A 26,948-nucleotide genomic window follows, 5' to 3' on the forward strand; every position below is an offset into this window, starting at 1 on the left:
GGTCAGGTGGCGCTTCACGGCCATGGGCACGGTCCGCACCGACCCGGCCGTCACCGGCACGCGGGCGACTTACACCGTCGACGTACCCGGTGGAACGCTGGTGATCACCGAGTGGCCCGACGGCCGGATCGAGATGACGGGTCCTGCGGTGATTGTCGCCGAGGGCGAGATCGATGCCGATTGGCTGGAAAACGCCATCCGCTGAACGGGTGATTCGCAGTCCCGGCCGCCCTGGACGCCCTGATCCGAAGTCTCCGGCGTCCGGCTCGGCTGGAAAGCGCGGCTGACCCGACAGGGTGTGGCGCAAAACCGTAAACCTCCCGACCTTCGCTCGAATGGGTGATCCGTTTCACGCTCGGCGAGAGGCGGTCAGTCGCACGTGGTGGGCTCGGTAGCATCAAGCACCGGCCCGGACGGGGGATCGAAGATCCCCTGAGCCGAGTACGCCATGGGGCACCCGTCCGCCGGTCAAGCAGCCGGAGGTGCCCATGAGTGCGGAGGCCACGAACCCTGCGAGCCCAGGCCCTGTGATCAACACAGTGCCCCGCAGGAAGGCCCGCCCCCGGATCGACCTGCGCCGGCTCGGCCGGGCCGCCCTGCTCGGGCCCACCGCGCGCGACCGGCTGCCCGACGCCATCGGCCATGTCGCCGAGGCGCATCGCGCCCACTATCCGGACGCCGACCTCGAACCGCTGCGCCGCGCCTGGGTGCTGGCCGAGTCCTCGCACCGCGGCCAGATGCGCAAGAGCGGCGAGCCGTACATCACACACCCCCTCGCGGTGACCCTGATCCTCGCCGAACTCGGCGCCGAGACCACGACGTTGACGGCCTCTCTGCTCCACGACACCGTCGAGGACACGGAAGTGACACTCGATCAGGTCGGCGAGGAGTTCGGCGCCGAGGTGCGCTATCTCGTGGACGGCGTAACGAAGTTGGAGAAGGTCGACTACGGCGCCGCGGCCGAGCCCGAGACCTTCCGCAAGATGCTCGTCGCCACCGGCAGCGACGTCCGCGTGATGTCGATCAAGCTCGCCGACCGGCTGCACAACATGCGCACCCTGGGAGTGATGCGCCCCGAGAAGCAGGCACGTATCGCCAAGGTCACCCGGGACGTCCTCATCCCGCTCGCCGAACGGCTCGGCGTCCAGGCGCTCAAGACCGAACTGGAAGACCTGGTCTTCGCGATCCTGCACCCCGAGGAGTACGACCACACACGCGAGTTGATCGTCGACAACGCCTCTCGCGCGGACGACCCGCTCGCCGAGGTCACCGACGAGGTGCGCACCGTCCTGCGCGACGCCGACATCCAGGCCGAAGTCCTCATCCGGCCACGGCACTTCGTCTCCGTGCACCGCGTCGCCCGCAAGCGCGGCCGGCTGCGCGGCGCCGACTTCGGCCGCCTCCTGGTGCTCGTCAACGAGGACGCGGACTGTTACGGCGTACTCGGCGAACTGCACACCTGCCTCAAACCCGTCGTCTCGGAGTTCAAGGACTTCATCGCCGTACCCAAGTTCAACCTCTACCAGTCGCTGCACACCGCCGTCGCCCACACGGACGGCCAGGTCGTCGAAGTCCTCATCCGCACCCACCAGATGCACAAGGTCGCCGAGGCAGGCGTCATCGCGCTCGGCAATCCCTACGCTCCTCCTTCGGAGGAGCAACAGGCCACGAGCGACGGCGAGCGCGCCGACCCCACCCGGCCCGGCTGGCTCTCCCGCCTCCTCGACTGGCAGGAGGGCGCACCCGACCCCGACACCTTCTGGTCGACGCTCCGCGAGGACCTCGCCCAGGACCGCGAGATCACCGTGTTCCGGCCCGACGGCGGCACCCTGGGCCTGCCCGAGGGCGCGACCTGTGTGGACGCCGCGTACGCGCAGTACGGCGAGGACGCCCACGCCTGCATCGGCGCCCGCGTCAACGGCCGCCTGGCGACCCTCAGTACGGTTCTGAGGGACGGCGACACCGTCCAGCCCCTCATGGGCCAGGACCCGGCCTCCGAGCCCTCCAGGGAGTGGCTGGAGCACGCGCACACGCCCGCCGCCCGGATCGCCATCCAGCGGTGGATCGCGGCGCACCCGGGGAGCGGGGACGGAGGGGGTACGGAGGCGGACGCGGCCGACCAGGGCACACAGACCGTGCGATCGGCGCCACCCGCCGCCGAAGACACCCCCACCAGCAGCCCCGCCACCCCCGTCGTCGACCAGCCCGGCGCGACTGTACGGCTCGCCGGCTGCTGTACGCCCGTACCGCCCGACGAGGTCACCGGATTCTCGGTGCGCGGCGGGGTCGTGACCGTCCACCGCGTGGAGTGCACCGCGGTGGCGCACATGAAGAGCGTGGGGCGCGCGGAGGTCGGTGTGCGCTGGGGTGACACCACCGAGTGCCGGGTCACGCTGGTAGCCGAATCGTTCGGCCGCCCCCATCTGCTGGCCGACCTCACCGAGGCCATGGCCCTGGAGGGTGCCGAGATCGTCTCGGCGACCGTCGAACCCCCGAGCCAGCAGCGCGTCCGCCACACCTACACCCTCCAACTCCCGGACGCGGCCCACCTCCCGGCCCTCATGCGGGCGATGCGCAATGTGCCGGGCGTCTACGACGTGAGCCGGGCGCAACACCACACGACGGCCTTCTGAGACCGGCTCCGGACCGCGCCCCGGTGTCCCCTCGGACCCGGCTCCTCGGGGCACGCGCCCGCTTGCGCGCTCCGGCGTGCCCGGCGCCCCGTAGACCCCCGGAAGACCTCGTTCGAGTGGGCCGGGCGCGAGTCGTCGACGTGCGGTACGCGCGCGCTGGTAGCGGTGGTGCATGCTGCTCACCCCCCGCACCGCCACCCCTGGGGCCGGTACCAGGGCTCCCCGACGGCTGAAGGCGGCCCTGCTCGCCTCCGCCGTGTCCGTCTGTCTCGTCGCCGCGAGCGCTCCGCCCACGCCCCTGGGCGTCGGCGACCGCCTGTTCCCGGACCTGGGAAACCCGGGCTACGACGTGGCGTCGTACGACCTCTCCTTCACCTATCCCGACACCAACAGCAAGCCGCTCCAGGCCGTCACCACCATCGACGCGTGGACCACGGAGTCCCTGGACCGGATCAACCTCGACTTCGCGCACGGCACCGTGGACTCGGTCGAGGTCGACGGGCGGCCGGCCACCTTCGCCAGTGCCGGCGAGGACCTGGTGGTGACGCCCGAGGAGCCGCTGTCCCAGGGCAGTTGGACGCGGATCACGGTGCGGCACACCAGCGACCCCGTCTCGGCCAAGGGCCAGGACGGCGGCTGGGTGCGCACCAAGGACGGGCTCGCGATGGCCAACCAGGCCGACGCCGCGCACCTGGTGTTCCCGTGCAACGACCATCCCTCCGACAAGGCGATGTTCACCATCCGGGTCACCGCGCCCAACGCCTACACGGCCGTCGCCAACGGACTGCCGGCCGGCGTCGACAAGGACGGCGCGAACACCACCTGGACGTACCGGACCCAGCACCCCATGGCCACCGAACTCGCCCAGGTGTCCATCGGCCGCTCCGCCGTACTGCACCGCACCGGACCGCACGACCTGCCGATGCGCGACGTCGTCCCCGCCAAGGACGCCAAGCAGCTCGAACCGTGGCTCAAGAAGACCCCCGACCAGATCGCATGGATGGAGAGCAAGGTCGGCCGGTACCCCTTCGAGACGTACGGCCTGCTCATGGCCGACGCGTCCACCGGCTTCGAACTCGAAACCCAGACGATCTCTCTCTTCGAGAGAGATCTCTTCACCGAGCCCGCCTACCCCAAGTGGTACATCGAGTCGATCATGGTGCACGAGCTGTCGCACCAGTGGTTCGGCGACAGCGTCAGCCCCCGCACCTGGTCCGACCTGTGGCTCAACGAAGGACACGCCACCTGGTACGAGGAGCTGTACGCGGAGGAGAAGGCCGACAGGCCCATGGAGACACGGATGAAGGCCGCCTACGGCGCCTCCGACGGCTGGCGCGCCGCCGGCGGACCGCCAGCGCTTCCCAAGGCGCCCGCACCCGGCCAGAAGATCAGCATTTTCCGCCCCAACGTGTACGACGGCGCCGCCCTCGTCCTCTACGCCCTGCGCCAGGAGATCGGCCGCCCGGCCTTCGAGCGCCTGGAACGCACCTGGGTGAGCGTCCACCGGGACGGCACTGCCACCACCGCCGACTTCGAGGACCTCGCCTCCGCGATCTCCGGCCGCGACCTGAGCGACTTCTTCAAGGCCTGGCTCTACGGCGAGAAGACCCCGCCGATGCCCGGTCACCCGGACTGGACGTCGCAGGCACCCGTGAAATAAGGCCGTGACGGGGCGATCCGTGCCGTGCGACCATCGTCCGGTCGGCGGCGCGGTTCACCGGGAATCTCCGAGGGCACTCGCACGTTATGACCTTTGCAACACTCCTCTCGACGTAAGGACCCAATGACCTCCTCTTCTTCCCCTTCCCAGGACACTGAGCGCCCCGCGCACACCTACCCCGAAGGTCTTCGGGCCGATGCCCTGATGGAAGAGGACGTCGCCTGGAGCCACGAGATCGACGGAGACCGGGACGGCGACCAGTTCGACCGCTCCGAGCGCGCGGCCCTGCGCCGCGTCGCGGGCCTCTCCACCGAGCTTGAGGACGTCACCGAGGTCGAGTACCGACAGCTCCGCCTGGAGCGCGTCGTACTCGTGGGTGTCTGGACCACGGGAACGGCCCAGGACGCCGAGAACTCCCTCGCCGAGCTGGCCGCCCTCGCGGAGACCGCGGGCGCGCTCGTGCTCGACGGTGTCGTCCAGCGCCGCGACAAGCCGGACGCGGCCACCTACATCGGTTCCGGCAAGGCCAACGAACTGCGCGACATCGTCCTGGAGACCGGCGCCGACACCGTCATCTGCGACGGTGAGCTGAGCCCGGGCCAGCTGATCCACCTCGAAGACGTCGTCAAGGTCAAGGTCATCGACCGTACGGCCCTGATCCTCGACATCTTCGCCCAGCACGCCAAGTCCCGGGAGGGCAAGGCGCAGGTCGCGCTCGCGCAGATGCAGTACATGCTGCCGAGGCTCCGCGGCTGGGGTCAGTCGCTGTCCCGTCAGATGGGCGGCGGCTCGGGCGGCGGCCTCGCCACCCGTGGTCCCGGTGAGACCAAGATCGAGACGGACCGGCGCCGTATCCGCGAGAAGATGGCGAAGATGCGCCGGGAGATCGCGGACATGAAGACCGGCCGCGACATCAAGCGCCAGGAGCGCCGTCGCCACAAGGTGCCGTCGGTCGCGATCGCCGGTTACACCAACGCCGGCAAGTCGTCCCTGCTCAACCGCCTCACGGGCGCGGGCGTGCTGGTCGAGAACGCGCTGTTCGCGACCCTCGACCCGACCGTGCGCCGGGCCGAGACACCGGGCGGACGGCTCTACACCCTGGTCGACACCGTCGGTTTCGTCCGGCACCTGCCGCACCACCTGGTCGAGGCCTTCCGTTCCACGATGGAGGAGGTCGGCGACGCCGACCTGATCCTGCACGTGGTGGACGGTTCGCACCCGGTCCCGGAGGAGCAGCTGGCCGCCGTACGCGAGGTGATCCGGGATGTCGGCGCGACCAAGGTGCCCGAGATCGTCGTGATCAACAAGGCGGACGCGGCGGACCCGTTGACGCTCCAGCGGCTGATGCGGAACGAGAAGCGGTCCATCGCCGTCTCGGCCCGCACCGGCCAGGGCATGGACGAGCTGCTCGCGCTCATCGACAGCGAACTGCCGCGCCCCTCGGTCGAGATCGAGGCGCTCGTGCCGTACACGCACGGCAAGCTGGTCGCCCGCGCCCACTCCGAGGGCGAGGTGATCTCCGAGGAGCACACCCCGGAGGGCACCCAGCTCAAGGTGCGGGTGCACGAGGAACTGGCGGCGGATCTCGCGCCGTACGTCCCGGCACCGCTCGCCTGACGGTCGTAGCACAGCAAGTCCTGAGGGCCGCCCCATATGGGGCGGCCCTCAGCTGTGCGGGCGGGTCAGAGACCGCCCTCTGTCCGCTTACTGCCCTGCGAACTTCTTGCTGACCGAGTCGTAGACACCCTTGGCCACATCGCCCAGCCGCGGACCCGCCAGCCAGCCCGAAGTCACCGGGCCGATCGAGGTGTTGGAGACCAGCGACGGCTTGCCGTCGGAGCCCGTCTCCACCCAGCCACCGCCGGACGAACCACCGGTCATGCTGCAGCCGATGCGGTACATCGTCGGGTCCGAGGCGTTGATCGACAGCCGCCCCGGCTTGTCCGCGCACTGGTAAAGCGTCGAACCGTCGTACGGCTTCGCCGCGGGGTAGCCGGTCGCCGTGATGCTCGACACCTTCGGCACGGCCGGCGCGTTGAAGTTCACCGGCAGCGCCGAACCGACCGTCTCCTCAAGGGACTTGCCCCCGCCGCCCTTCTCGGGCGTCACATGGATCACGGCGTAGTCGTACGACGAACCCTGCCCGCCCGTCTCGCCGCCCTGGTCGATCCACTGCTGCGAGGTCTGCGCCCAGTCGGCCCACCAGACACCGTACGGAGCGACCTGGTCCCGGGTGGCCGTCTCCAACTGGGCTGTCTTCATACCCGAGTTGTTGTACGACGGCACGAACGCGAGGTTGCGGTACCAGCCGCCCTTCTTGCCGGCGTGCACGCAATGGCCCGCCGTCCAGACCAGGTTGGACTTGCCCGGGTGGGCCGGGTCCTCCACGACCGTCGCCGAGCAGACCATCGTGCCCTCGGGGGAGTCGAAGAACACCTTGCCCGCCGTCGCCGCGTTGGCGTGGTACGTAGGCGACACGGCCTTCGCGTCCACCACCTCGGGCGTCGGGTCGGTCACGCCCTGGTCACCGGAGATGTCGTTGGTGTCGACGCCCTTGTCCGGGTCGTTGGCGTCCCGCATCCGGCCGTTGCTCCACAGCCCCTTGATGATGGGGTTGATGTAGTCGTCGGCCTCGCGCAGCCAGTCGTCCTTGTCCCAGTTCTTCCAGGCGCCGTGCTTCCACTTGTCGATGTCGATCCCGTGCTCTTTGAGCTTGTTCTTGATGTCGTCCGGGATCTTGATCTTGCCGTCGCCGGTGTCACCGCTGGTCGCCGACGCCGTGGACTGGCCGTCCGCCTTGGTGTCACCGGAGCCGCAGGCCGTCGCGGTGAGCGCGAGCGCCGAGGCGAGGGCAACGGCGGCCAGCACGGGGGTGGTTCCGCGACGCGCACCCCTCCCACGCCGGGCGGTGAAGGACGGCCGTATCGATCGCATGGTCTTGACTCCCCCTGGGGTGAACGGATGGTGCGTCACGGCTGTGATCTCAGCCGGAACTCACGGTGAGTTCACGCTGAACTCACGGCCTTCGGGAACGGCATCACACACTATGCGCTCGCTGTGGGGGACTTCCGACGGAACGGCAACGGTTTCGCTACGGCAAGGATCTTGAAGCAACCCGTAACCCGTTGGGCGCTACGGGGGTTGGCAGCGACGGGGGCGGAGCGGGGCCGCTGTCGGTACGTGGTCTGCTGCGGCCGTGGCGACCTGAGATCTCAACTCGCCTTTTGTGGCTGGCTCTTGTACGGCTGACTTCTGCGTGGCTCGCCTGTGGGCGGTGGGAGGGATGGGGACCCGTGGCCGAGTCTGCGTTCGGGAGATACAGGCCCGTTGGGGGCGGGGCGCAGGGGTGGGCGTCGGGGCGCGCGGAGCATGAGGCGCGCGTCTCGCAGCGCCGGTCGGCGCGTGGGAGTCATGGCGGGATTCTGCGGCGTCGGCCGGGAGGCATACCGCGCCGCACGTTCTGCGGCGTCCCGCGCATGCCCCCGTGGTGCCGCTCCCGAACCCGCCGCAGCAGTCCGACAGGAGTGCGCGTGCCGGTGTTCAGGCGAGCGGAAGGCCACCGGACATCAACTCGCCTGCCTCGCAGCCCCAGTTGCGGAACACCCAGGACCAACGCCTGCCGGAATCACCGGAGTCGTCACCACACGGCTCCCGCTCCGAAACACCTCCCGAGGAACAGCCTTGAACCCCACATCCACCCCTGACAGCCACTCCCACGCGCCGCACCCGCCCACCTTGGCAGTGGCGTCGGCCGAGTCCGTCCCCCGGCAACAGCCGCGCAGCCCGGAAGCGAGCCGTCCCCGGGGCACGGGCGCCGATCTCCTGGACCATCCGGATCCCCGAACTGCCGCCCAGGCCGCGGCCGTTGAGAACCTGCTGCGCTGCTGGGTGCGCGAAACGAACCTCCCCGCCCCCGACGACGCCACCCTCCGCATCCCCCTTCCCACCAGCGGCACGGCCCTGCACGCCCAGGTCCACTACTGGTCCCCGGCGGGCTGGCACCGCTTCGGCCTTCCGTACTTGTCCGACGCTCCCTACGGCGCACCACCGGCCGACGCGGTGACGGTCGCGGCGTTGCTCGCCAGGGAGACGGCCGCGCGCGACGGCGACTCCGCACGGAGTGCTGACGCGGCGACCGCCAAAGAGGCAGAAGTGCAGGCAGAAGTAGAGGCAGGGGCGGCGGCGGTGGTAGCTGCGACGACTCCCGACACCGTCACCGACCTGGTGGCCCGCGTGGCCGACTCCCTCCGACGTACCGTCACCTTCGTCACCGACCGTCGCGCACACCCGGCCGACAGCCCCGATCTCTTCCTCTCCGCCGAACAGGCGCTCCTCCTCGGGCACCCGCTCCACCCGACCCCCAAGAGTCGTGAGGGTCTCTCCGAGGCCGAAGCCCGGCTGTACTCACCGGAGTTGCGCGGCTCCTTCGCACTGCACTGGCTGGCCGTCGCCCCCTCCGTCCTCGCCACCGACTCGGCCTGGACCGAACGCGGCCGACCTGTCTCCGCCGCCCGACTCACGGCCCGACTCGCCGGAACCGGGCTGCCGTTGCCGGACGGACACGCGGCACTGCCTCTGCACCCCTGGCAGTGGCGCGAGATCCGACACCGTGCCGACATCGCGGCCCTGCTCGACGCCGGGTTGATCCAAGACCTCGGCCCCCACGGCACCGCGTGGCATCCCACGTCCTCCGTACGAACCGTCCACCAATCCGGCGCCCCCGCCATGCTCAAGCTGTCCCTGGGCCTCCGCATCACCAACTCCCGTCGTGAGAACCTCCGTAAAGAACTCCATCGCGGTGCAGAAGTGCACCGCCTGCTGCGCAGTGGCCTGTCCCAGCAGTGGCAGGCCGTCCACCCGGGCTTCGACATCGTCCGCGACCCGGCCTGGCTGGCCGTCGACGCGCCGGCGGACGGGTGCGGTGCGGACGGCCGTGGCCAAGGGGGTACAGGGCGTACCCGTGCGCCCCTGGCCGGAATCGACGTGGTCCTCCGGCACAACCCGTTCAGCCCGTCCGACGACGTCTCCTGCGTCGCCGGGCTTGTCTCACCCCGGCCGTGCACCGCGCGGAGCGCCACCGTCGGCGGACCGCGGGCGACTTCGCAGACCGACCGCTCTGCGTCCGGCGTGCCTCTGCTGCGGTCCCGGCTGGCCGAGGTCGTCACCGGCCTCGCCGAGCGGACCGGCCGACCCCGTGGAGCAGTCGCCGCGGAGTGGTTCCTGCGCTACTTGGAGCAGGTCGTCCGTCCCGTGCTGTGGCTGGACGGTGAGGCAGGCATCGCCCTGGAGGCGCACCAGCAGAACACCCTGCTCCTGCTGGACGGTGAGGGCTGGCCCGCAGGAGGCCGTTACCGCGACAACCAGGGCTACTACTTCCGCGCATCCCGGCACGCGGAACTCGACGCCCGCCTGCCCGGCATCGGCGAACACAGCGACACGTTCGTCTCCGACGAGGTCTCCGACGAGCGCTTCGCGTACTACCTCGCGATCAACAACGTGCTCGGTCTCATCGGAGCGTTCGGCTCACAAGGTCTCGCCGACGAGCGGCTGTTGCTGTCTGCCTTCCGCCGTTTCCTCCGCGACGTGGCCTCCGGTCCCGCCCGGCTGCGCACCTCCCTGCCGGCCCGCCTGCTCGACTCACCCGTCCTGCGCTGCAAGGCCAACCTCCTGACCCGCCTGCACGGCCTCGACGAACTCATCGGACCGGTCGACACCCAATCCGTCTACGTCACCATCGCCAACCCTCTTCACTCCTGACCGCCACCAACTCCCTTTCATTCCTGACCACTGTCAACTCCCTTCGCCCCTGAGGAACATGACCCAGCCCATCTCCTGAGAGGAGCGTCACCGTGCGTCCCACCGATGCGACCGCCGACACCGCGACAGTCCCCGGTTCCACCCCGGGCACCGGTATCAGTCAGAGTTCCGGCACGGACGCCGAGGACACCCTCGACCTCCGCCTGCCCGAGGAGTTCCTCGCGCTCTGCGCCGAGGCGGACGCAGCCGACCGCGACGATCTCCTCGACCGTGTCGGCGACTGGGGGCGGACCCGTACCCCCGCAGGCGCCTTCCACCTCGTCCCTGTCCGTTGCGAGCGCGACCTCTCCCTCATCAGCGGCTGGATGAACGACCCTGCGGTCGCCGAATTCTGGGAACTGGCCGGCCCCCGGACGCTGACCGAGGACCACCTGTGCGCCCAACTCGCCGGCGACGGACGCAGTGTTCCGTGTCTCGGCGTGCTGGACGGCACCCCGATGAGCTACTGGGAGATCTACCGGGCGGACCTCGACCCCCTGGCCCGCCACTACCCCGCCCGACGGCACGACACCGGCATCCACCTGCTCATCGGTGACGTCGTCGACCGAGGACGAGGGGTCGGCAGCACTCTCATCCGGGCCGTCGCCGACCTCGTCCTCGACAAGCGCCCCGCCTGTGCCCGCGTCGTCGCCGAACCGGACCTTCGCAACACCCCCTCCGTAGCCGCTTTCCTGACCGCCGGTTTTCGGTTCTCCGCCGAGGTCGACCTGCCCGCCAAGCGGGCCGCCCTCATGGTCCGGGACCGCTCCCTCCGCGATCTGCTGTAGCGCCACGTGGCAGCGCCATCACTTTTGGTACACCGCTCGGACCGATCCGGTTCCGCCCCAACGAAACCAATCCCCGTCCGATCCGACCCGGCCTCCATCCGATCCCCACCCGAACGAAACCCGCCCCCATCCGAAAGCCCACCGGTCTTGACCCACCCCCTCCCTCAGCCGTGATCGCCCGGTTGTCAGTCGCGCCCCGTAGGGTGGTCGCGCTATGACGAAGCCCTCACTCCCCGAACTCCTGCATGCTGCCGTCACTGCCGTCGGCGGTTCGGAGCGCCCCGGCCAGGTGACCATGGCCGAAGCCGTCGCGGAGGCGATCGACGACGGCTCCCATCTGCTGGTCCAGGCCGGCACCGGTACCGGAAAGTCGCTCGGCTACCTGGTGCCCGCGCTCGCGCACGGGGAGCGTGTGGTCGTAGCGACCGCCACGCTCGCCCTCCAGCGCCAGCTGGCCGAGCGGGACCTGCCGCGCACGGTCGACGCACTGCATCCCCTGCTGCGCCGCCGCCCCCAGTTCGCGATGCTCAAGGGCAGGTCGAACTACCTGTGTCTGCACCGACTTCACGAGGGCATGCCGCAGGACGAGGAGGAGGGACTCTTCGACCAGTTCGAGGCCGCGGCGCCCACCAGCAAGCTGGGCCAGGACCTGCTGCGGCTGCGCGAGTGGACGGACGAGACCGAGAACGGCGACCGCGACGACCTCACGCCCGGAGTCTCCGACCGCGCCTGGGCGCAGGTGTCGGTGTCCTCCCGCGAATGCCTGGGCGCCCAGAAGTGCGCCTACGGAGCCGAGTGTTTCGCCGAGGCGGCCCGCGAGCGCGCCAAGCTCGCCGACGTCGTCGTCACGAACCACGCGCTGCTCGCGATCGACGTCATCGAGGGCGCCCCCGTCCTCCCACAGCACGAGGTGCTGATCGTCGACGAGGCCCATGAACTGGTCTCGCGGGTCACCGGAGTGGCCACCGGTGAGCTCACCCCGGGCCAGGTCAACCGCGCGGTGCGCCGAGCCGCGAAACTGGTCAACGAGAAGGCCGCCGACCAGCTCCAGACCGCCGCCGAGGGCTTCGAACGACTCATGGAGCTCGCCCTGCCGGGCCGCCTGGAGGAGATCCCGGAGGACCTCGGTTACGCCCTCATGGCGCTCCGCGACGCCTGCCGTACGGTGATCTCCGTGATCGGCGCCACGCGCGACAGGTCCGTGCAGGACGAGGACGCGGTCCGCAAGCAGGCGCTGGCCTCCGTGGAGGCCGTACACGACGTGTCGGAGCGCATCAGCAACGGCTCCGAGTGGGACGTCGTCTGGTACGAACGCCACGATCGCTTCGGTGCCTCCCTGCGTGTCGCCCCCATGTCCGTGTCGGGCCTGCTGCGGGAGAAGCTCTTCGCGGACCGTTCGGTCACCCTGACCTCCGCGACGCTGAAGCTCGGCGGCGACTTCAACGGCGTGGGGGCCTCCCTGGGCCTCGCCCCCGAAGGCACGGCGGGTGACGAGTTCCCGCAGTGGAAGGGCGTCGATGTCGGCTCGCCCTTCGACTACCCGAAGCAGGGCATCCTGTACGTCGCCAAGCACCTCTCGCGCCCCGCGCGGGACGGCGATCGCGCCGACATGCTGGACGAGTTGACTGAGTTGATCCAGGCGGCGGGTGGTCGCACCCTTGGTCTCTTCTCCTCGATGCGGGGTGCCCAACTCGCCGCTGAGGAGCTGCGCTCCCGTATCCCCGAGTACCCGATCCTGCTCCAGGGTGAGGAGACGCTCGGCGAGCTGATCAAGAACTTCGCGGCCGACCCGAAGACCTGTCTCTTCGGCACGCTGTCGCTCTGGCAGGGTGTCGATGTCCCCGGCCCCAGCTGTCAGTTGGTCGTCATGGACAAGATCCCGTTCCCGCGTCCGGACGACCCGCTGATGAGTGCCCGCCAGAAGGCGGTCGAGGACGCCGGGGGCAATGGCTTCATGGCGGTGGCCGCGACGCACGCGGCACTGCTCATGGCCCAGGGCGCCGGCCGTCTGGTCCGGGCGTCGGGAGACCGGGGTGTGGTCGCCGTACTGGATCAGCGGCTTGCCACCGCCCGCTACGGCAGCTATCTCAAGGCGTCACTGCCCGACTTCTGGTACACCACGGACCGTAACCAGGCCCGGAGGTCGCTGGCCGCGATCGACGCGAAGGCGAAGCAGGAGGAAGCCGAAGCCGAATCGGAGTGATCCGGGGCGGTGTCGGCCCGGAGCGCCTGGCCGACACCGGATCGACAGCCAGCCACCACCGGGGTCCGCACAGCACAGGACCCCGGAACCGGCGCAGGGGTCCCGGGGTCCGGTCAGGGGGCCGGGCCGATACGGCCCCGCCCGCCGCGGCCGTCACACGCGCCGCAGCACCGCCACCACCTTGCCGAGGATCGTCGCGTCGTCGCCGGGGATCGGCTCGTACGCGGAGTTGTGCGGGAGGAGCCAGACATGGCCGTCCTCGCGCTTGAAGCGCTTGACGGTGGCCTCGCCTTCGAGCATGGCCGCCACGATGTCGCCGTTCTCGGCGACCGGCTGGCGGCGCACGGTCACCCAGTCGCCGTCACAGATCGCCGCCTCGATCATCGAGTCACCGACGACCTTGAGGACGAACAGCTCACCGTCACCGACCAGTTGCCGGGGGAGGGGGAAGACGTCCTCGACCGACTCCTCGGCGAGGATCGGGCCACCGGCGGCGATCCGGCCCACCAGGGGGACGTACGACGCGGCGGGCTTGCCCGCGGTGTCCGTGGGCTGGACCGACGAGGACTGGTCGCTGCCGCGGACCTCGTACGCGCGCGGGCGGTGCGGGTCGCGGCGCAAGAAGCCCTTGCGCTCCAGTGCCATCAGCTGGTGTGCGACCGAGGACGTGCTGGACAGGCCCACGGCCTGGCCGATCTCGCGCATCGACGGCGGGTAGCCCCGTCGCTGCACCGAGTCCCTGATGACCTCGATCACCCGGCGCTGCCGGTCCGTGAGTCCCGAGCTGTCCGCCCGGATGCCGGGAGGTCGGCCCGGCAGGGAGCGCTTGTGTCCCTCGGGATTCGCGGCTTCGTTCATTGCATGCACCGGCTCGAGTCGGCCCTGGGAGCGATCCTGGGCAGTGATGGTGGCACTGTCTGCGGTGGTGGTCACGTCGGCCCCTCTCGATGTTCTCCCTGCTGGACAACGGTAGTTGCTTTCGAAAGGTTGCGCCAAACACACGTTCGAGTGAAAAACCGCAGATAGCCTGCCGCGATCATGTGTCTGGGTGTATGGCCGACGTGGCACCTGGCGGACAAAAGGGCCCATTGTCGGGCCCTTCGCCGCCCGGGTGGTGACCTTGCGGGTTGTCGCCCCAGTCTGCCACTCGGTGTCCCGGCGACCGGGGGCCGGTCCCGTTCTGTGCGGGAGCCCCACGTCTTCTCCGTGCCGCGCTCACGGTATCTCCGTAAGTGCCCTGGCGGTACGGGTGTGCACCCGCGTGTTCGGGCGACGGTATGGCCGTATGGCACATGCCAATACGGGCGCGACACGCGCGTGCCGCGTGTTTGTGTGAGCCAATCACCACATCTAGTGGTTGGATTGCGGCAGCAGCCCAGAAGTTGTGGTCCCCCGGGTCTCCACAGTCTCGGCCATCGCCTATGCTTGGGGCTGCTTCGAGAGGCCCAAGGGGTCTCACGAGGCTATTGAGTCTGCTGTGAGGGAGGGTTGGAGACCATGCACTGCCCCTTCTGCAGGCACCCCGACAGCCGTGTCGTCGACAGCCGTACGACCGACGACGGCACGTCGATCCGCCGCCGCCGCCAGTGCCCTGACTGCTCCCGTCGTTTCACGACCGTGGAGACGTGCTCGCTCATGGTGGTCAAGCGGTCCGGAGTCACCGAGCCTTTCAGCCGTACCAAGGTCATCAACGGTGTGCGCAAGGCATGCCAGGGACGGCCTGTCACCGAGGACGCACTCGCTCAGCTCGGCCAGCGGGTCGAAGAGGCGGTGCGGGCCACCGGAAGTGCCGAACTGACCACCCATGACGTCGGGCTGGCCATACTCGGCCCGTTGCAGGAACTCGACCTCGTCGCCTATCTGCGATTCGCCTCCGTCTACAGGGCGTTCAACTCGCTCGAGGACTTCGAGGCCGCGATCGTGGAGCTGCGCGAAGTGACCCCAGGCCCCGCCGCGGACGACGAAGACGCGGTATCGGGGAGCCAGGAAGACGACGGCGGGACCGGAGGGACTCTTCAGGTCCCCGTGCCCGCCCACTCCGCCGACTGACCGACGGGCCGGAACCGGGTGGAGACCCCGGGTCCGGCCGGGCGGCGGCGAATCAGGACTTGTTGCGGGGCCATGAGCTGTGGGCGCCCGCGGCATCAGACAAACACTCTGCCACGGGAACATCGTGGCATTTTCGGGCGTTTTTGCCTGTAGAGGGAGGCGGCATGACAGAGACGGCGAGCGGTCCGGCACGAGGTTCCCGCGCGAAGGGCACCAAGACCACCAAGGGACTGCGCATCGAGCGAATTCACACCACCCCCGGCGTGCATCCGTACGACGAGGTGGAGTGGGAGCGTCGTGACGTCGTCATGACCAACTGGCGCGACGGCTCGGTCAATTTCGAGCAGCGTGGCGTCGAGTTCCCCGCCGAGTGGGCGGTGAACGCGGTCAACATCGTCACCAGTAAGTACTTCCGCGGTGCCGTGGGCACCCCGCAGCGCGAGGTGAGCCTCAAGCAGCTCATCGACCGCATCGTGAAGACGTATCGGAAGGCCGGCGAGGACTACAAGTACTTCGCCTCGCCCGCCGACGCCGAGATCTTCGAGCACGAGCTGGCGTACGCCCTCCTGCACCAGGTCTTCAGCTTCAACAGCCCCGTGTGGTTCAACGTCGGGACCCCGCAGCCCCAGCAGGTCTCGGCCTGCTTCATCCTGGCCGTCGACGACTCCATGGAGTCGATCCTCGACTGGTACAAGGAAGAGGGCATGATCTTCAAGGGCGGTTCCGGCGCCGGCCTGAACCTGTCCCGCATCCGCTCCTCCAAGGAACTGCTCTCCTCCGGAGGCAACGCCTCGGGACCGGTCTCCTTCATGCGCGGTGCCGACGCCTCCGCCGGAACCATCAAGTCCGGTGGCGCCACCCGCCGCGCGGCCAAGATGGTCATCCTGGACGTCGACCACCCCGACATCGAGGACTTCATCCAGACCAAGGTCAAGGAAGAAGAGAAGATCCGCGCCCTGCGCGACGCGGGCTTCGACATGGACCTGGGCGGCGACGACATCACGTCGGTGCAGTACCAGAACGCCAACAACTCGGTCCGTGTGAACGACACGTTCATGAAGGCCGTCGAGAACGGCGACAAGTTCGGCCTGACGTCCCGCATGACCGGCGAGGTCATCGAGGAGGTCGACGCCAAGCAGCTGTTCCGCAAGATGGCCGAAGCAGCCTGGGCCTGCGCCGACCCGGGCATCCAGTACGACGACACCATCAACCAGTGGCACACATGCCCGGAGTCCGGCCGTATCAACGGCTCGAACCCGTGCAGCGAGTACATGCACCTGGACAACACGTCCTGCAACCTCGCCTCGCTGAACCTGATGAAGTTCCTCAAGGACGACAGCAAGGGCCACCAGTCCTTCGACGTCGAGCGCTTCGCCAAGGTCGTCGAGCTCGTCATCACCGCGATGGACATCTCCATCTGCTTCGCCGACTTCCCGACGCAGAAGATCGGCGAGAACACGCGCGCGTTCCGCCAGCTCGGCATCGGCTACGCCAACCTCGGCGCCCTGCTGATGGCGACCGGCCACGCCTACGACTCCGACGGCGGCCGTGCGCTCGCCGGCGCCATCACCTCCCTGATGACCGGCACGTCGTACAAGCGCTCCGCCGAACTCGCCGCGGTCGTCGGCCCGTACGACGGCTACGCCCGCAATGAGCAGCCGCACCTGCGTGTCATGAAGCAGCACGCCGACGCCAACGCCGTGGCCCCGCGCGCGGACGACCTGGACACGCCCGTCTGGGCCGCGGCCACGGAGTCCTGGCAGGACGTGCTGCGCCTCGGCGAGAAGAACGGTTTCCGTAACTCGCAGGCGTCCGTCATCGCCCCGACCGGCACCATCGGTCTCGCGATGTCCTGCGACACCACCGGACTTGAGCCCGACCTCGCCCTGGTCAAGTTCAAGAAGCTGGTCGGCGGCGGCTCGATGCAGATCGTCAACGGCACCGTCCCGCAGGCCCTGCGTCGCATGGGCTACCAGGAGGAGCAGATCGAGGCGATCGTCGCCCACATCGCCGACAACGGCAATGTGATCGACGCCCCGGGTCTCAAGCAGGAGCACTACGAGGTGTTCGACTGCGCCATGGGCGAGCGCTCCATCTCCGCGATGGGCCACGTCCGCATGATGGCCGCGATCCAGCCCTGGATCTCGGGCGCGCTCTCCAAGACGGTCAACCTGCCGGAGACGGCGACCGTCGAGGACGTCGAAGAGGTCTACTTCGAGGCGTGGAAGCTGGGCGTCAAGGCGCTCGCGATCTACCGCGACAACTGCAAGGTCGGCCAGCCCCTCTCCGCGAAGACCAAGGAGAAGGAGAAGGTCGAGGTCACCGCCAAGGCCGAGGAGACCATCCGGACCGCGGTCGAGAAGGTCGTCGAGTACCGCCCCGTCCGTAAGCGTCTCCCCAAGGGCCGCCCGGGCATCACGACCTCCTTCACGGTCGGCGGCGCCGAGGGCTACATGACCGCCAACTCCTACCCGGACGACGGTCTCGGCGAGGTCTTCCTGAAGATGTCCAAGCAGGGCTCGACCCTCGCGGGCATGATGGACGCCTTCTCGATCGCCGTCTCCGTAGGCCTGCAGTACGGCGTGCCCCTGGAGACGTACGTCTCCAAGTTCACGAACATGCGCTTCGAGCCGGCCGGCATGACGGACGACCCGGACGTGCGGATGGCGCAGTCGATCGTCGACTACATCTTCCGCCGCCTGGCGCTCGACTTCCTGCCCTTCGAGACGCGCTCCGCGCTCGGCATCCACTCCGCCGAGGAGCGCCAGCGTCACCTGGAGACCGGTTCGTACGAGCCGACGGACGACGAGGTCGACGTAGAGGGCCTGGCCCAGTCGGCGCCGCGCGCCCAGGAGTTGAAGGCGGTGGCCACGCCGAAGGCCGTAGCCGTGGTCGAGGCGGCCAAGCCCGCCCTGCAGCAGGCGCACACCAGTGCCGAACTGGTGGAGATGCAGCTGGGTATCCAGGCTGACGCCCCGCTCTGCTTCTCCTGCGGTACGAAGATGCAGCGGGCCGGTTCCTGCTACATCTGCGAGGGGTGTGGCTCGACCAGCGGTTGCAGCTGACACCGAGCGTCTTCAGGGCGTGAAGTAGCTGGTCAGGGCGGTGGAGTCGGGTTCGCGGCTCCACCGCCTTCGGCATGGGCGACGCCTGGCTCGCGGTACCCGATGCATCGACTTGGCCTGTCGAGGGCTTGCCGCGGCTTCGGCTGCCGTGGCAAGCTCCCGGCCATGATCAAGAGAATCGAGTCCGCCGTCTCCCGATGAGCGAGACGGCCGGGACAGCACTGCCCGGATCACCGGCGACCCTGTACGAGCACGCCCTCCGGCTGCATCAACTGGCCCCGGGGAAGCCGCTTCCACGCGACGGGGAACCCTATCCGGACGACCGGTCACATCGTGGTCGACGACACCCTGAAGCGCCCGAGGACCGTCACTCCGTCGGCAAGGACGCGGCGCTGATCCTGGACGCGCATTTCGCCCGGTCCTCCGCCAGGCCCAGCGAACTGGCCGACGCCTTCCATGGCGTCTACATCCCGATTCATCAGAACGAGCACATCGCCGCCGCGGCTGAGCGGGCGGACAGGGAACGTGTGCGTCGAACAGGCCGCTGGCTGGTCCGCCGCGGGACCGATCGATGCTCGGTGACCGTCGGGCTCGCCCTGCTCGCCGCCGGGGGAACTGCCGACGACACCCCCCTGATTCAGACGATCGGGCTGCTCTCCAACCACTTCGGGCCGCTGGCGGCGCACGCTTTCGAGACTCGGCCAGGAGGAGTCGAACCCCTGCTCTGGCTCGCCGAGCGCGTCACCGGCTGGGGACGCGTCTACGTCGTCGAAGCTCTCTGTAGACTCGACGACCCAACCGCCCGACCCTGGCTGCTTCACCGAGCCTGCGACGGCGACTTCCTCAACGGATACTTCGCCGGCCAGGTCGCCACAGTCACCAGACTCCATGAAGCGCTGGCCGACCTCGGCACTGACACCGAGATGGTCGAGCACATCGGTCGGCTACTCCATCTCATGAGCGGCTGCGGGGGGATGGGACTCACCCTCGCTCGCTACCCCTATTCGGGAGCGGTCTTGGAAGCTCATGCTCGCCACGCGGGTTCGCTCGGTCCGACCGTCGAGCGGTACTTCACCATCGCGTCGCTCGCCCAGCACCTGACCACGAAGTCTCCCGAGGCCTCGGGGTGTACCGCCGCGCAACGGGAAGCACTCCGGGCGGCGTACCTGGAGGTGCTCGACCGAGCGGAGTGGGCCCGGATCGCACGCGCCGGATTCGCGGCGGACGACCGCCGGATGCGGTGGCTCGCCGACCACCGGGCGCCAGAGCTGAGGCTGCGTGCGTTCCCGGATCGAGAGCCGGACACCGGGCAGTAGCACCCGTCAGGAATCCGGTTTCCCAGCGGAACGATCAGCAGTTAATCTCCCTCAGCGCGCATAGCGTGCGCACAGGGGAGGGTGGGGGACATGGCCGACGATTTCGTCGAGCCCGAAAAGGGCATGCGGGCGGGGGCCCAGGCAGTCGCGGCGGTAGTGGTGGTCGGCGGCGTCGTGGGTGGTATGTGGGGACTTGGGGGAGTCCTGCCGAAGACGACACAGGACACCAAGCCGGCGACCTGCTCGGCGAGTACGGACAACACGCTGCCGGCGAAGTACGCCTCGCCGACAGCGCTCTGCACCGCGCTGAACCGCACGGACCTTCCGCTGCTCCTGGGGACCCCGGACGAACACGCGGAGTCCGCCTCGGGCAGCGCGGGCTGGATGACCCTGGCCGGCGGCACCAAGATCGCCAGCCCCGAGGCAGACGTGGACCTGAGGACCTACTCCGTGCGGCTGTCGGCGTCCTACGACGACGTTCCCGTCGCCCAGGCGGCCCGGTACGTGGACTCGACCTCGCAGGTGAAAAAGGTCCTGGGGCACCCGGCCGTCCTCTACTCGGACCGGACCGTCGCCATCAGCTTCAACCTCGGCGGCGGCAAGGCCAGTACGGGCCCCGGAGGCATCGCCCGCAGCCTGCTGGTCTCCACGAGCGCGAAGGACGGCGGAGACTCCTTCGAGATATCCATCTGGCGGCAGGACGACGTGCCGCCCGACGACGAGGCGCTGTTCCGCATCGCCGAGGAGGTGCTGCCGACGGTCCCGGGTTGGACCGCCGGCTGACGAGCCGCCCGGGGGCAGGGCTCAGGACTGCTGTGCTCTGCCCATCGTCCTGGTGAAGGTCGCCGGGTCGTCGTCGAAGCCCTGGATGCCGGGGTGGAAGTCCCAGCTTCCGGACTCGTCCCGGGTGAACTCCCCGACCGTGGCCGCCGTCGCACCGAGGACGTCACCGAAGTCCTCCTCGGTGAGGACGGTGTACCCCTCGCGGATGCGCAGCTTCGGGTTGAGGACGTTCACGAACGTGCGGTGGGCGACCCGCTGCTGGATGACGACACCGACCACCACGCGCGCGTACCGGTCGGCGAGTCGGTCGAGCTCCAGCGTCATGACCTCGTCCCAGCCGAAGCCCTTGCCGTCCTTGCTGTCCCGGTTGAGATAGATGGTGCCGTCGGGGGACCGGCTGTCGAAGTGCACCGCGTACGCGGGAGTGCCGTAGAGATCACTCGCCACATACGTGGTGGCAACGATGTCCAGATCGACAGGCGGTTGCCCAGTGGGACTCGGATCCCACTGGAGCCCGACTTCCGCCTTGCGGATCCCCTTGTTGAGGCCGTTCACCACAGTTCCCCTTCCCCGTGCGCCTCGATCGCGCGCCCCAACTGTCGGGCGATCAGCGTTCGTTGTCCATCGTGCCACGCGCGCGGGGGCGTATGCGCGGACGATCTCCGCCGGAGCGTGACCGGCGCCACGCTCCGTGGCCTTACGATGGCGCGGTGCTGGTCAAGTGGATTCGCTGCACCGTGATAGACCGCCGCGGCTTCGAGCGCGGGCAGCGAAAGTGGGCGGGGCTTCTGGGGGAGCCGGGATTTCGGGGACAGGGGGGAGGTTGGAGCAGAGCGCGGCCAGGGGTGGCACACATTTTCGCGTTCTGGGAAAGCCGTGCCTTCTACGACTCCTTCATGGCCCGATCCCACGACCGGCTGGCGTCGGCTCAGGTGGGCACCTTCAAGGACTCGCAGGTCAAGCTGTTCGACCATCGCTTCGATGTGAAGACCGGCTTCGAGCCGCGCTTCACCGACGCCGATCTGGTGCGGGTGGCCCTGTGCCGGGTCCATGAGGAGCGCGCCGAGCACTTCACGCTGATGCAGGAGAAGGTGTGGAACCCCGCGATGGCCGGCTCCCCAGGCATGCTCCGCGGGCTGTTCGGCGAGGCCCCGGGACACGAGTTCATGGTGCTCTCGATGTGGCACTCGGCCGCCGAGCACGGCAAATACCGCACCGAGCGGGTGGAGCGGCTCGCACTGAGGGCCCAGATCGAGGCGGACGTCGCGTCCCTCACGGGGGACATCGTGCAGCTGGAACCGAGCTGGACGGTTTGAAATCCGGACTGACGGGAGTGCCGTCACCGACGTCCTGGTGTGTGAATCGTGCGCCTCTATGTGGCCCATCGGGCACAATTCGTGTGACCTACGCCGTATGGAGCCCGTACGAGTGCTCGATATGCCGTCACTGGATCTAGGGTTTTGGCATGGCACGACCACGGCGCATCGTCCTTGTCCGGCACGGCGAGTCAACGGGCAATGTTGATGACACCGTCTACGAGCGTGAACCCGACCATGCCCTGGCGCTGACCGACCAGGGATGGCGCCAGGCCGAGGAGACCGGCAAGCGGCTGCGGGAGGTGTTCGGCCGCGAGCGCATCAGCGTGTACGTCTCCCCGTACCGCCGCACCCACGAGACCTTCCGAGCCTTCCACCTCGACCCCGACCTCGTGCGCGTACGCGAGGAACCCCGGCTCCGCGAACAGGACTGGGGGAACTGGCAGGACCGGGACGACGTACGCCTCCAGAAGGCGTACCGGGACGCCTACGGGCACTTCTTCTACCGCTTCGCCCAGGGCGAGTCCGGAGCCGACGTCTACGACCGGGTCGGCGGCTTCCTGGAGAGCCTGTACCGCAGCTTCGAGGCCCCGGACCACCCGCCCAATGTGCTCCTGGTGACGCACGGCCTGGCGATGCGACTCTTCTGCATGCGCTGGTTCCACTGGACGGTCGCGGAGTTCGAGTCGCTGTCCAATCCGGGGAACGCCGAGATGCGGATGCTCGTTCTCGGGGACGACGGCAGGTACGCGCTGGACCGGCCGTTCGACAGCTGGCGCGATCCGGAGCCGTACGGGATCAGTGGGTAGGCTGGCGGACCGATGACAGCCGACTCCTCTTCCAACCCTTCCAACCCTTCCGATTCTCCTGACTCTCCCGACGGGCGCCTGGGTCGCGCCCTGGCCAGCCTGCGCGGACTCGCTGTGGGAGACGCGCTGGGCTCCCAGTTCTTCGTGCCTGTGAACTACCCGCTCCTCAAGCGCCGTGAGCTGCCCCCGGCGCCCTGGCAGTGGACGGACGACACGGAGATGGCCTGCTCCGTGGTCGCGGTCCTCGCCACCCACCACCGCGTCGACCAGGACGCCCTGGCCCACTCCTTCGCCGAGCACCACGACTTCGACCGCGGCTACGGCCCCGCCGTCAACCGGTTGCTGCGCCTCGTCCGTGAAGGCGGCGACTGGCGTGAGTTGTCCGCCGCGCTCTTCAACGGACAGGGCTCGTGGGGCGACGGCGCGGCGATGCGGATCGCACCCCTGGGCGCCTGGTACGCGGACGACCCCGAGCAGGCGACCCACCAGGCCGAGATCTCGGCCTACCCCACGCACCAGCACCGTGAGGGCGTCGTCGGCGCCATGGCCGTCGCCGCAGCCGCCGCACTGGCCGCCGCCCCCGGCGGCCCGCCCAGCGCCGAGGCACTCCTCGACGGCGTCATCGCCCTCGTCCCGAAGAGCGCGGTCGGTACGGGACTGCGGCGCGCCCGCGACATGCTCGACTACGCCGATGCCGGCACCGTCGCCGCGGTACTGGGCTGCGGACGTCGTACGACAGCGCACGACACGGTCCCCTTCGCGCTGTGGTCGGCCGCTCGCGGCCTGGGCGACTACGCGCAGGCGTTCTGGACCACCGCGCAGGTCGGCGGGGACGTGGACACCACCTGCGCCATCGTGGGCGGCGTGATCGCCGGCGGGAAGGCCGGGACGCCGCCCGCCGAGTGGGTGGGGCAGACGGAGACGCTGCCGGGCTGGGCGCCGACGGCCTTCTGACGCCTCCGACTTCCCGACCGGCAGCGCCACCCACAAACGACGGAACTCTCTGTGCTCGCCGGGAACTCTGCGTGACCGTCCGGCCGTTGTCCTGGCAGCTGCTGTGTGACACATGGGTCCACACAGGTCAGACGGGACACGATAGTTGTGGGGGTGGTCATGAGGTTTTCGCCAGTGTCGGTGCGGTTGCCGGTCGGTCGAGCCCTGGCCGGGCCCGACCGGTCAGCCGATCCCCGGACCCGCCGTGCCCGCGAGGGCGTCGAGGTCGCTCTTGCGGACCCGGATCACCAACCAGGCGGTGACCAGGGCGAGTACGGCCATCGCGGCGGCCGGGATGAAGGCCGTCGAGATGCCGTGCGCGAGCACCTCGTGCCCCCAAGGCGCGGGCAGTTGGTGCGACTTGGCGAACTCCTGCTTCTGCTCCGCCGATCCGTCGGCCAGGAACTTCGGCAGCTGCTTCTTCGCCTCGTCCCTGCTGGCCGAGCCGAACACCGTGGTCAGGATCGACAGACCCAGCGAACCGCCCACCTGCTGCATGGCGTTGAGCAACGCGGACGCGGCGCCGGCCTCGTGCGGGGCGACACCGGACACGGCGGTGACCGTCAGGGTCACGAAGTTGAGGCCCATGCCAAAGCCAAACACCAGCATGGGGCCGAGCACTCCGTCGACGTACGAACTGTCCGAGCTGATGAGGGTCTGCCAGGCCAGCCCGATCACCGCGAGGGCCGAGCCGACGAGCATGAACGGCCGTGGTCCGAACCGTGGCAGGAACTGCTGGGACAGTCCGGCGCCGGCCGCGATCACGACCGTCACCGGCAGGAAGGCGAGACCCGCCTGGATCGGGCTGTACCCCAGCACGTTCTGTACGAAGAGGACGATGTAGAAGAACATGCCGAACATCGCGGCGGCCAGGGCCAGCATGATCACGTATGTGCCCGAGCGGTTGCGGTCGGCGAACATCCTGAGCGGGGTGATGGGCTCCTTGGCCCGGGACTCGGTGATCGCGAAGGCCATCAGCAGGACGACCGCCGCGGCGAAGGAGCCGATGGTCAGGCTGTCGCGCCACCCCTTGTCCGCCGCGCGGATGAAGCCGTACACCAGGGATGCCATGCCCGCGGTCGACGTCATCGCGCCCGCGATGTCGAACCGGCCGCTGTGCCGTTCGGACTCGTTGATGTACAGCGGTGTGAGTACGGCGATCAGCAGACCGATCGGCACGTTGACGAAGAGCACCCAGCGCCAGTCGAGCCACTCGGTGAGCATGCCGCCCGCGAGCAGACCGATCGCGCCGCCGCCCGCCGAGACCGCGGCGAAGACTCCGAACGCCCTGTTGCGTTCCGGGCCTTCGGGGAACGTGGTGGTGATGAGCGCCAGCGAGGTGGGCGACGCGATCGCGCCACCCACGCCCTGCAGGACGCGTGCGGCCAGCAACTGCCATGGTTCCTGGGCGAGTCCGCCGAGCAGCGAGGCGAAGGTGAAGAGCAGGATGCCGGTCGTGAACACCCGGCGCCGGCCGAGGATGTCGCCGGCCCGGCCGCCGAGAAGCAGCAGGCCGCCGAAGGTGAGCGTGTAGGCGCTGACGACCCAGGTGAGGTCGGTGGTGCTGAAACTGAGCGCGGCTTGAATGTGCGGGAGAGCGATGTTCACAATCGTCGCGTCGAGTACCACCATGAGTTGGCAGGCCGCGATGACCGCGAGCGCGATACCGGGATGCCCCTCCCGGCGGGCCGCTCCTGGCTTTGGCTTCTGGGTCAACTGAGAGGTTGTCACTATGGGTCCCCCACAAGTGTGTTAGTGAACGCTCGCGTTCACTGCCGCGTCAACGGTAGTGAGTCCCCAACAGTGAACGCAAGCGTTCACTTAACTCGCCCTCGTGTGACGCGTCCCCCGTCGCTGCCGCGCGACGTGTCCCCGATCCCCGGAATCCCCCATTCCACTGCTCGCTGGAGAGACTCAGATGGTTACTTCGGGCTGGACGGCCGCCCCCGCTCGGGCGACCTCCCTCCGCCGTCGTGGCGCCGTGCTCGAACGCGCGATCCTGGACGCCGCACTGGAGCAACTCGGTACGGTCGGATGGAACGCCCTCACGATGGAAGGTGTCGCCGCCGGCGCCCAGACGGGCAAGGCCGCGGTGTACCGCCGGTGGTCCTCAAAAGAAGACCTCGTCGCGGACGCGTTGCAGGCCGGACTCCCGCGTCTGGACGAGGTTCCCGACCTCGGCGATGTGCGTGCGGATCTGCTGGCGCTGTGTACGCGGGCGCGCGACGCGATGTTCTCGCGCCCCGGGTTCGCCCTGCGCGCAGTGATTCACGAATGCGACATGGTGCAGGCGGAGCGCTTTCACGGCGTGATCTTCGAAGGGGTCGTGGAACCGACGATCCGACTGCTCCGCGAGGCCGTCAACCGTGGAATAGAGCGAGGTCAGGTTCGCCCCGACGCGTCCAACAGCTATGTCTTCGACGCCATCCCGGCGATGATGATGTACCGATCGAAGGTGTGCGGCAGCGAATGGAGCGACCAGGAGATCGAGGAAATGCTCGACCAGTTGATGCTTCCGCTGCTTCGTCCGAGCGGTGCGTGAAGCCGGGCCGGGACGGTCTTGAGGGGGCCCGGGGCAGCCTGGGTGTCGCAGGGGGTCCCGGGCGGCGTACCCTGAGGTCGCCATGCCTTACGAACCACCCACTCACGCCGTCGAGCGCTCACTCCGCGCCACGACCGGAGCCAAGGTCATTGCCGGCGTCGACGAGGTGGGGCGCGGCGCGTGGGCCGGCCCCGTCACCGTCTGCGCGGCGGTCACCGGACTGCGCCGACCCCCTGAAGGCCTCACCGACTCCAAGCTCATCGCGGTCAAGCGACGTACCCGACTCGCCGAAGAACTCCGCGAGTGGGTCACGGCGTTCGCCCTGGGGCACGCCTCCCCGGAGGAGATCGACGATCTGGGGATGACGGCCGCGCTGCGGCTCGCCGCGGTGCGTGCCCTTGAGGCCTTGCCGGTTCGCCCCGACGCGGTCATTCTCGACGGGAAGCATGATTACCTCGGGGCCCCTTGGCGGGTTCGTACGGTGATCAAGGGCGACCAGTCGTGCGTGGCGGTGGCCGCCGCTTCGGTGATCGCCAAGGTTCAGCGCGACAAAATGATGGCCGAACTGGGCATCGACCATGCAGACTTCGCTTTTGCGGCCAACGCCGGGTATCCGTCACCCGTGCACAAGGCCGCGCTGGAGGAGCGGGGCCCCACCCCGTACCACCGGTTGTCGTGGGCGTATCTTGATGCGCTGCCCCAGTGGCGGCACCTCAAGAAGGCCCGCAGCTGGGCGGAGGGAAACGTTCCGGAGATCGAGGGGCAACTCGGCTTCGACTTCTGACCGTTCCGCTCGCACTCATGTGCCACCCGCCGACGCGAGTCGCGCCAACGTTTGATAAAAATCAGCTCATGCCTCTCATTCCCGAGGAGCCTCAGATTCACGAGAGTGCCCAGGGTCCCCGCGTCACTCCGGCCAGTGGCCGCGTCGCGCCGACCCCCCGTCCCGTACCCGGCCCCCGCCCCGCGGCGCCGTCGCGTCCCGGTCGCCCCGA

General features: G+C 69.1%; 19 protein-coding genes and 1 pseudogene. 16 read left to right on the top strand and 4 right to left on the bottom strand.

The window, feature by feature from the left end; all coding sequences use genetic code 11:
* The 4 genes and pseudogenes from R6V09_RS12495 to hflX all read left to right on the top strand — a co-directional run.
* Nucleotides 1-205 (top strand): annotated as a pseudogene (locus R6V09_RS12495) (diaminopimelate epimerase); the annotation flags it as partial.
* Between the two features lie 283 nt (nucleotides 206-488).
* Nucleotides 489-2,633 (top strand): RelA/SpoT family protein, encoded by a 2,145-nt coding sequence (locus tag R6V09_RS12500; protein ID WP_317881469.1) that lies wholly within the window; start codon nucleotides 489-491, stop codon nucleotides 2,631-2,633.
* Between the two features lie 172 nt (nucleotides 2,634-2,805).
* On the top strand, nucleotides 2,806-4,293 hold the full coding sequence (locus R6V09_RS12505; RefSeq protein ID WP_317881470.1) for a M1 family metallopeptidase: 1,488 nt from the start codon (nucleotides 2,806-2,808) through the stop codon (nucleotides 4,291-4,293).
* Nucleotides 4,294-4,416: 123 nt separating this feature from the next.
* On the top strand, nucleotides 4,417-5,910 hold the full coding sequence (gene hflX / locus R6V09_RS12510) for a GTPase HflX (RefSeq protein ID WP_317881471.1): 1,494 nt from the start codon (nucleotides 4,417-4,419) through the stop codon (nucleotides 5,908-5,910).
* 87 nt (nucleotides 5,911-5,997) lie between these two features.
* Here the strand turns inward: hflX and R6V09_RS12515 are convergent, their stop codons facing one another.
* Complete coding sequence (locus tag R6V09_RS12515) at nucleotides 5,998-7,227, bottom strand: trypsin-like serine peptidase (RefSeq protein ID WP_317881472.1); 1,230 nt, start codon at nucleotides 7,225-7,227, stop codon at nucleotides 5,998-6,000.
* A 747-nt stretch (nucleotides 7,228-7,974) separates the two neighbouring features.
* On the opposite strand from R6V09_RS12515, the gene R6V09_RS12520 reads away from it, so the two are divergent.
* The 3 genes from R6V09_RS12520 to R6V09_RS12530 all read left to right on the top strand — a co-directional run bounded on the left by R6V09_RS12520 (nucleotide 7,975) and on the right by R6V09_RS12530 (nucleotide 13,080).
* On the top strand, nucleotides 7,975-10,050 hold the full coding sequence (locus tag R6V09_RS12520; RefSeq protein ID WP_442810031.1) for an IucA/IucC family protein: 2,076 nt from the start codon (nucleotides 7,975-7,977) through the stop codon (nucleotides 10,048-10,050).
* 92 nt (nucleotides 10,051-10,142) lie between these two features.
* On the top strand, nucleotides 10,143-10,877 hold the full coding sequence (locus R6V09_RS12525) for a GNAT family N-acetyltransferase (RefSeq protein ID WP_442810032.1): 735 nt from the start codon (nucleotides 10,143-10,145) through the stop codon (nucleotides 10,875-10,877).
* 214 nt (nucleotides 10,878-11,091) lie between these two features.
* Nucleotides 11,092-13,080 (top strand): ATP-dependent DNA helicase, encoded by a 1,989-nt coding sequence (locus tag R6V09_RS12530; RefSeq protein ID WP_317881473.1) that lies wholly within the window; start codon nucleotides 11,092-11,094, stop codon nucleotides 13,078-13,080.
* 153 nt (nucleotides 13,081-13,233) lie between these two features.
* Here the strand turns inward: R6V09_RS12530 and lexA are convergent, their stop codons facing one another.
* Complete coding sequence (gene lexA / locus R6V09_RS12535; RefSeq protein ID WP_026151025.1) at nucleotides 13,234-14,013, bottom strand: transcriptional repressor LexA; 780 nt, start codon at nucleotides 14,011-14,013, stop codon at nucleotides 13,234-13,236.
* A 564-nt stretch (nucleotides 14,014-14,577) separates the two neighbouring features.
* Between lexA and nrdR the strand changes: the two genes are divergently transcribed.
* The 4 genes from nrdR to R6V09_RS12555 all read left to right on the top strand — a co-directional run bounded on the left by nrdR (nucleotide 14,578) and on the right by R6V09_RS12555 (nucleotide 20,293).
* Nucleotides 14,578-15,129 carry a transcriptional regulator NrdR gene (gene nrdR / locus R6V09_RS12540; protein WP_019060995.1) on the top strand — a complete coding sequence of 184 codons (552 nt, stop codon included), beginning with the start codon at nucleotides 14,578-14,580 and terminating at the stop codon, nucleotides 15,127-15,129.
* A gap of 164 nt (nucleotides 15,130-15,293) precedes the next feature.
* Nucleotides 15,294-18,194 (top strand): vitamin B12-dependent ribonucleotide reductase, encoded by a 2,901-nt coding sequence (locus tag R6V09_RS12545; RefSeq protein ID WP_317881474.1) that lies wholly within the window; start codon nucleotides 15,294-15,296, stop codon nucleotides 18,192-18,194.
* A gap of 197 nt (nucleotides 18,195-18,391) precedes the next feature.
* Entirely contained in the window at nucleotides 18,392-19,510 is a 1,119-nt protein-coding gene (locus R6V09_RS12550) for a hypothetical protein (RefSeq protein ID WP_317881475.1), read from the top strand.
* A gap of 90 nt (nucleotides 19,511-19,600) precedes the next feature.
* Nucleotides 19,601-20,293: a DUF6215 domain-containing protein gene (locus R6V09_RS12555; protein ID WP_317881476.1), complete on the top strand. Its 693-nt coding sequence runs from the start codon at nucleotides 19,601-19,603 to the stop codon at nucleotides 20,291-20,293.
* Nucleotides 20,294-20,314: 21 nt separating this feature from the next.
* On the opposite strand, the gene R6V09_RS12560 is transcribed toward R6V09_RS12555, so the two are convergent.
* Nucleotides 20,315-20,848, bottom strand: coding sequence for a TerD family protein (locus R6V09_RS12560; protein ID WP_262062444.1), 534 nt, complete (start codon nucleotides 20,846-20,848; stop codon nucleotides 20,315-20,317).
* Nucleotides 20,849-21,003: 155 nt separating this feature from the next.
* Between R6V09_RS12560 and R6V09_RS12565 the strand changes: the two genes are divergently transcribed.
* The 3 genes from R6V09_RS12565 (at nucleotide 21,004) to R6V09_RS12575 (ending at nucleotide 23,372) form a co-directional block, all read left to right on the top strand.
* On the top strand, nucleotides 21,004-21,609 hold the full coding sequence (locus R6V09_RS12565) for a YdbC family protein (RefSeq protein ID WP_317881477.1): 606 nt from the start codon (nucleotides 21,004-21,006) through the stop codon (nucleotides 21,607-21,609).
* A 149-nt stretch (nucleotides 21,610-21,758) separates the two neighbouring features.
* A complete protein-coding gene (locus tag R6V09_RS12570; RefSeq protein WP_026179190.1) occupies nucleotides 21,759-22,418 on the top strand; it encodes a histidine phosphatase family protein in 660 nt (219 codons plus the stop codon).
* A 12-nt stretch (nucleotides 22,419-22,430) separates the two neighbouring features.
* On the top strand, nucleotides 22,431-23,372 hold the full coding sequence (locus R6V09_RS12575) for an ADP-ribosylglycohydrolase family protein (protein ID WP_317881478.1): 942 nt from the start codon (nucleotides 22,431-22,433) through the stop codon (nucleotides 23,370-23,372).
* A gap of 222 nt (nucleotides 23,373-23,594) precedes the next feature.
* On the opposite strand, the gene R6V09_RS12580 is transcribed toward R6V09_RS12575, so the two are convergent.
* Entirely contained in the window at nucleotides 23,595-25,142 is a 1,548-nt protein-coding gene (locus tag R6V09_RS12580; protein WP_317881479.1) for an MFS transporter, read from the bottom strand.
* A gap of 187 nt (nucleotides 25,143-25,329) precedes the next feature.
* On the opposite strand from R6V09_RS12580, the gene R6V09_RS12585 reads away from it, so the two are divergent.
* Nucleotides 25,330-25,953 (top strand): TetR/AcrR family transcriptional regulator, encoded by a 624-nt coding sequence (locus R6V09_RS12585; RefSeq protein ID WP_317881480.1) that lies wholly within the window; start codon nucleotides 25,330-25,332, stop codon nucleotides 25,951-25,953.
* Nucleotides 25,954-26,035: 82 nt separating this feature from the next.
* Complete coding sequence (locus tag R6V09_RS12590) at nucleotides 26,036-26,737, top strand: ribonuclease HII (RefSeq protein WP_317881481.1); 702 nt, start codon at nucleotides 26,036-26,038, stop codon at nucleotides 26,735-26,737.
* Nucleotides 26,738-26,948: the final 211 nt, after the last annotated feature.

It is taken from the genome of Streptomyces sp. W16 (genome assembly GCF_033194735.1).
Classification (GTDB): domain Bacteria; phylum Actinomycetota; class Actinomycetes; order Streptomycetales; family Streptomycetaceae; genus Streptomyces.

Coding starts and splice junctions, on each gene's coding strand:
- R6V09_RS12500 (WP_317881469.1), top strand. CDS start 489: ATGAGTGCGGAGGCCACGAACCCTGCGAGCCCAGGCCCTGTGATCAAC.
- R6V09_RS12505 (WP_317881470.1), top strand. CDS start 2,806: ATGCTGCTCACCCCCCGCACCGCCACCCCTGGGGCCGGTACCAGGGCT.
- hflX (WP_317881471.1), top strand. CDS start 4,417: ATGACCTCCTCTTCTTCCCCTTCCCAGGACACTGAGCGCCCCGCGCAC.
- R6V09_RS12515 (WP_317881472.1), bottom strand. CDS start 7,227: ATGCGATCGATACGGCCGTCCTTCACCGCCCGGCGTGGGAGGGGTGCG.
- R6V09_RS12530 (WP_317881473.1), top strand. CDS start 11,092: ATGACGAAGCCCTCACTCCCCGAACTCCTGCATGCTGCCGTCACTGCC.
- nrdR (WP_019060995.1), top strand. CDS start 14,578: ATGCACTGCCCCTTCTGCAGGCACCCCGACAGCCGTGTCGTCGACAGC.
- R6V09_RS12545 (WP_317881474.1), top strand. CDS start 15,294: ATGACAGAGACGGCGAGCGGTCCGGCACGAGGTTCCCGCGCGAAGGGC.
- R6V09_RS12550 (WP_317881475.1), top strand. CDS start 18,392: ATGAGCGAGACGGCCGGGACAGCACTGCCCGGATCACCGGCGACCCTG.
- R6V09_RS12555 (WP_317881476.1), top strand. CDS start 19,601: ATGGCCGACGATTTCGTCGAGCCCGAAAAGGGCATGCGGGCGGGGGCC.
- R6V09_RS12570 (WP_026179190.1), top strand. CDS start 21,759: ATGGCACGACCACGGCGCATCGTCCTTGTCCGGCACGGCGAGTCAACG.
- R6V09_RS12575 (WP_317881478.1), top strand. CDS start 22,431: ATGACAGCCGACTCCTCTTCCAACCCTTCCAACCCTTCCGATTCTCCT.
- R6V09_RS12585 (WP_317881480.1), top strand. CDS start 25,330: ATGGTTACTTCGGGCTGGACGGCCGCCCCCGCTCGGGCGACCTCCCTC.
- R6V09_RS12590 (WP_317881481.1), top strand. CDS start 26,036: ATGCCTTACGAACCACCCACTCACGCCGTCGAGCGCTCACTCCGCGCC.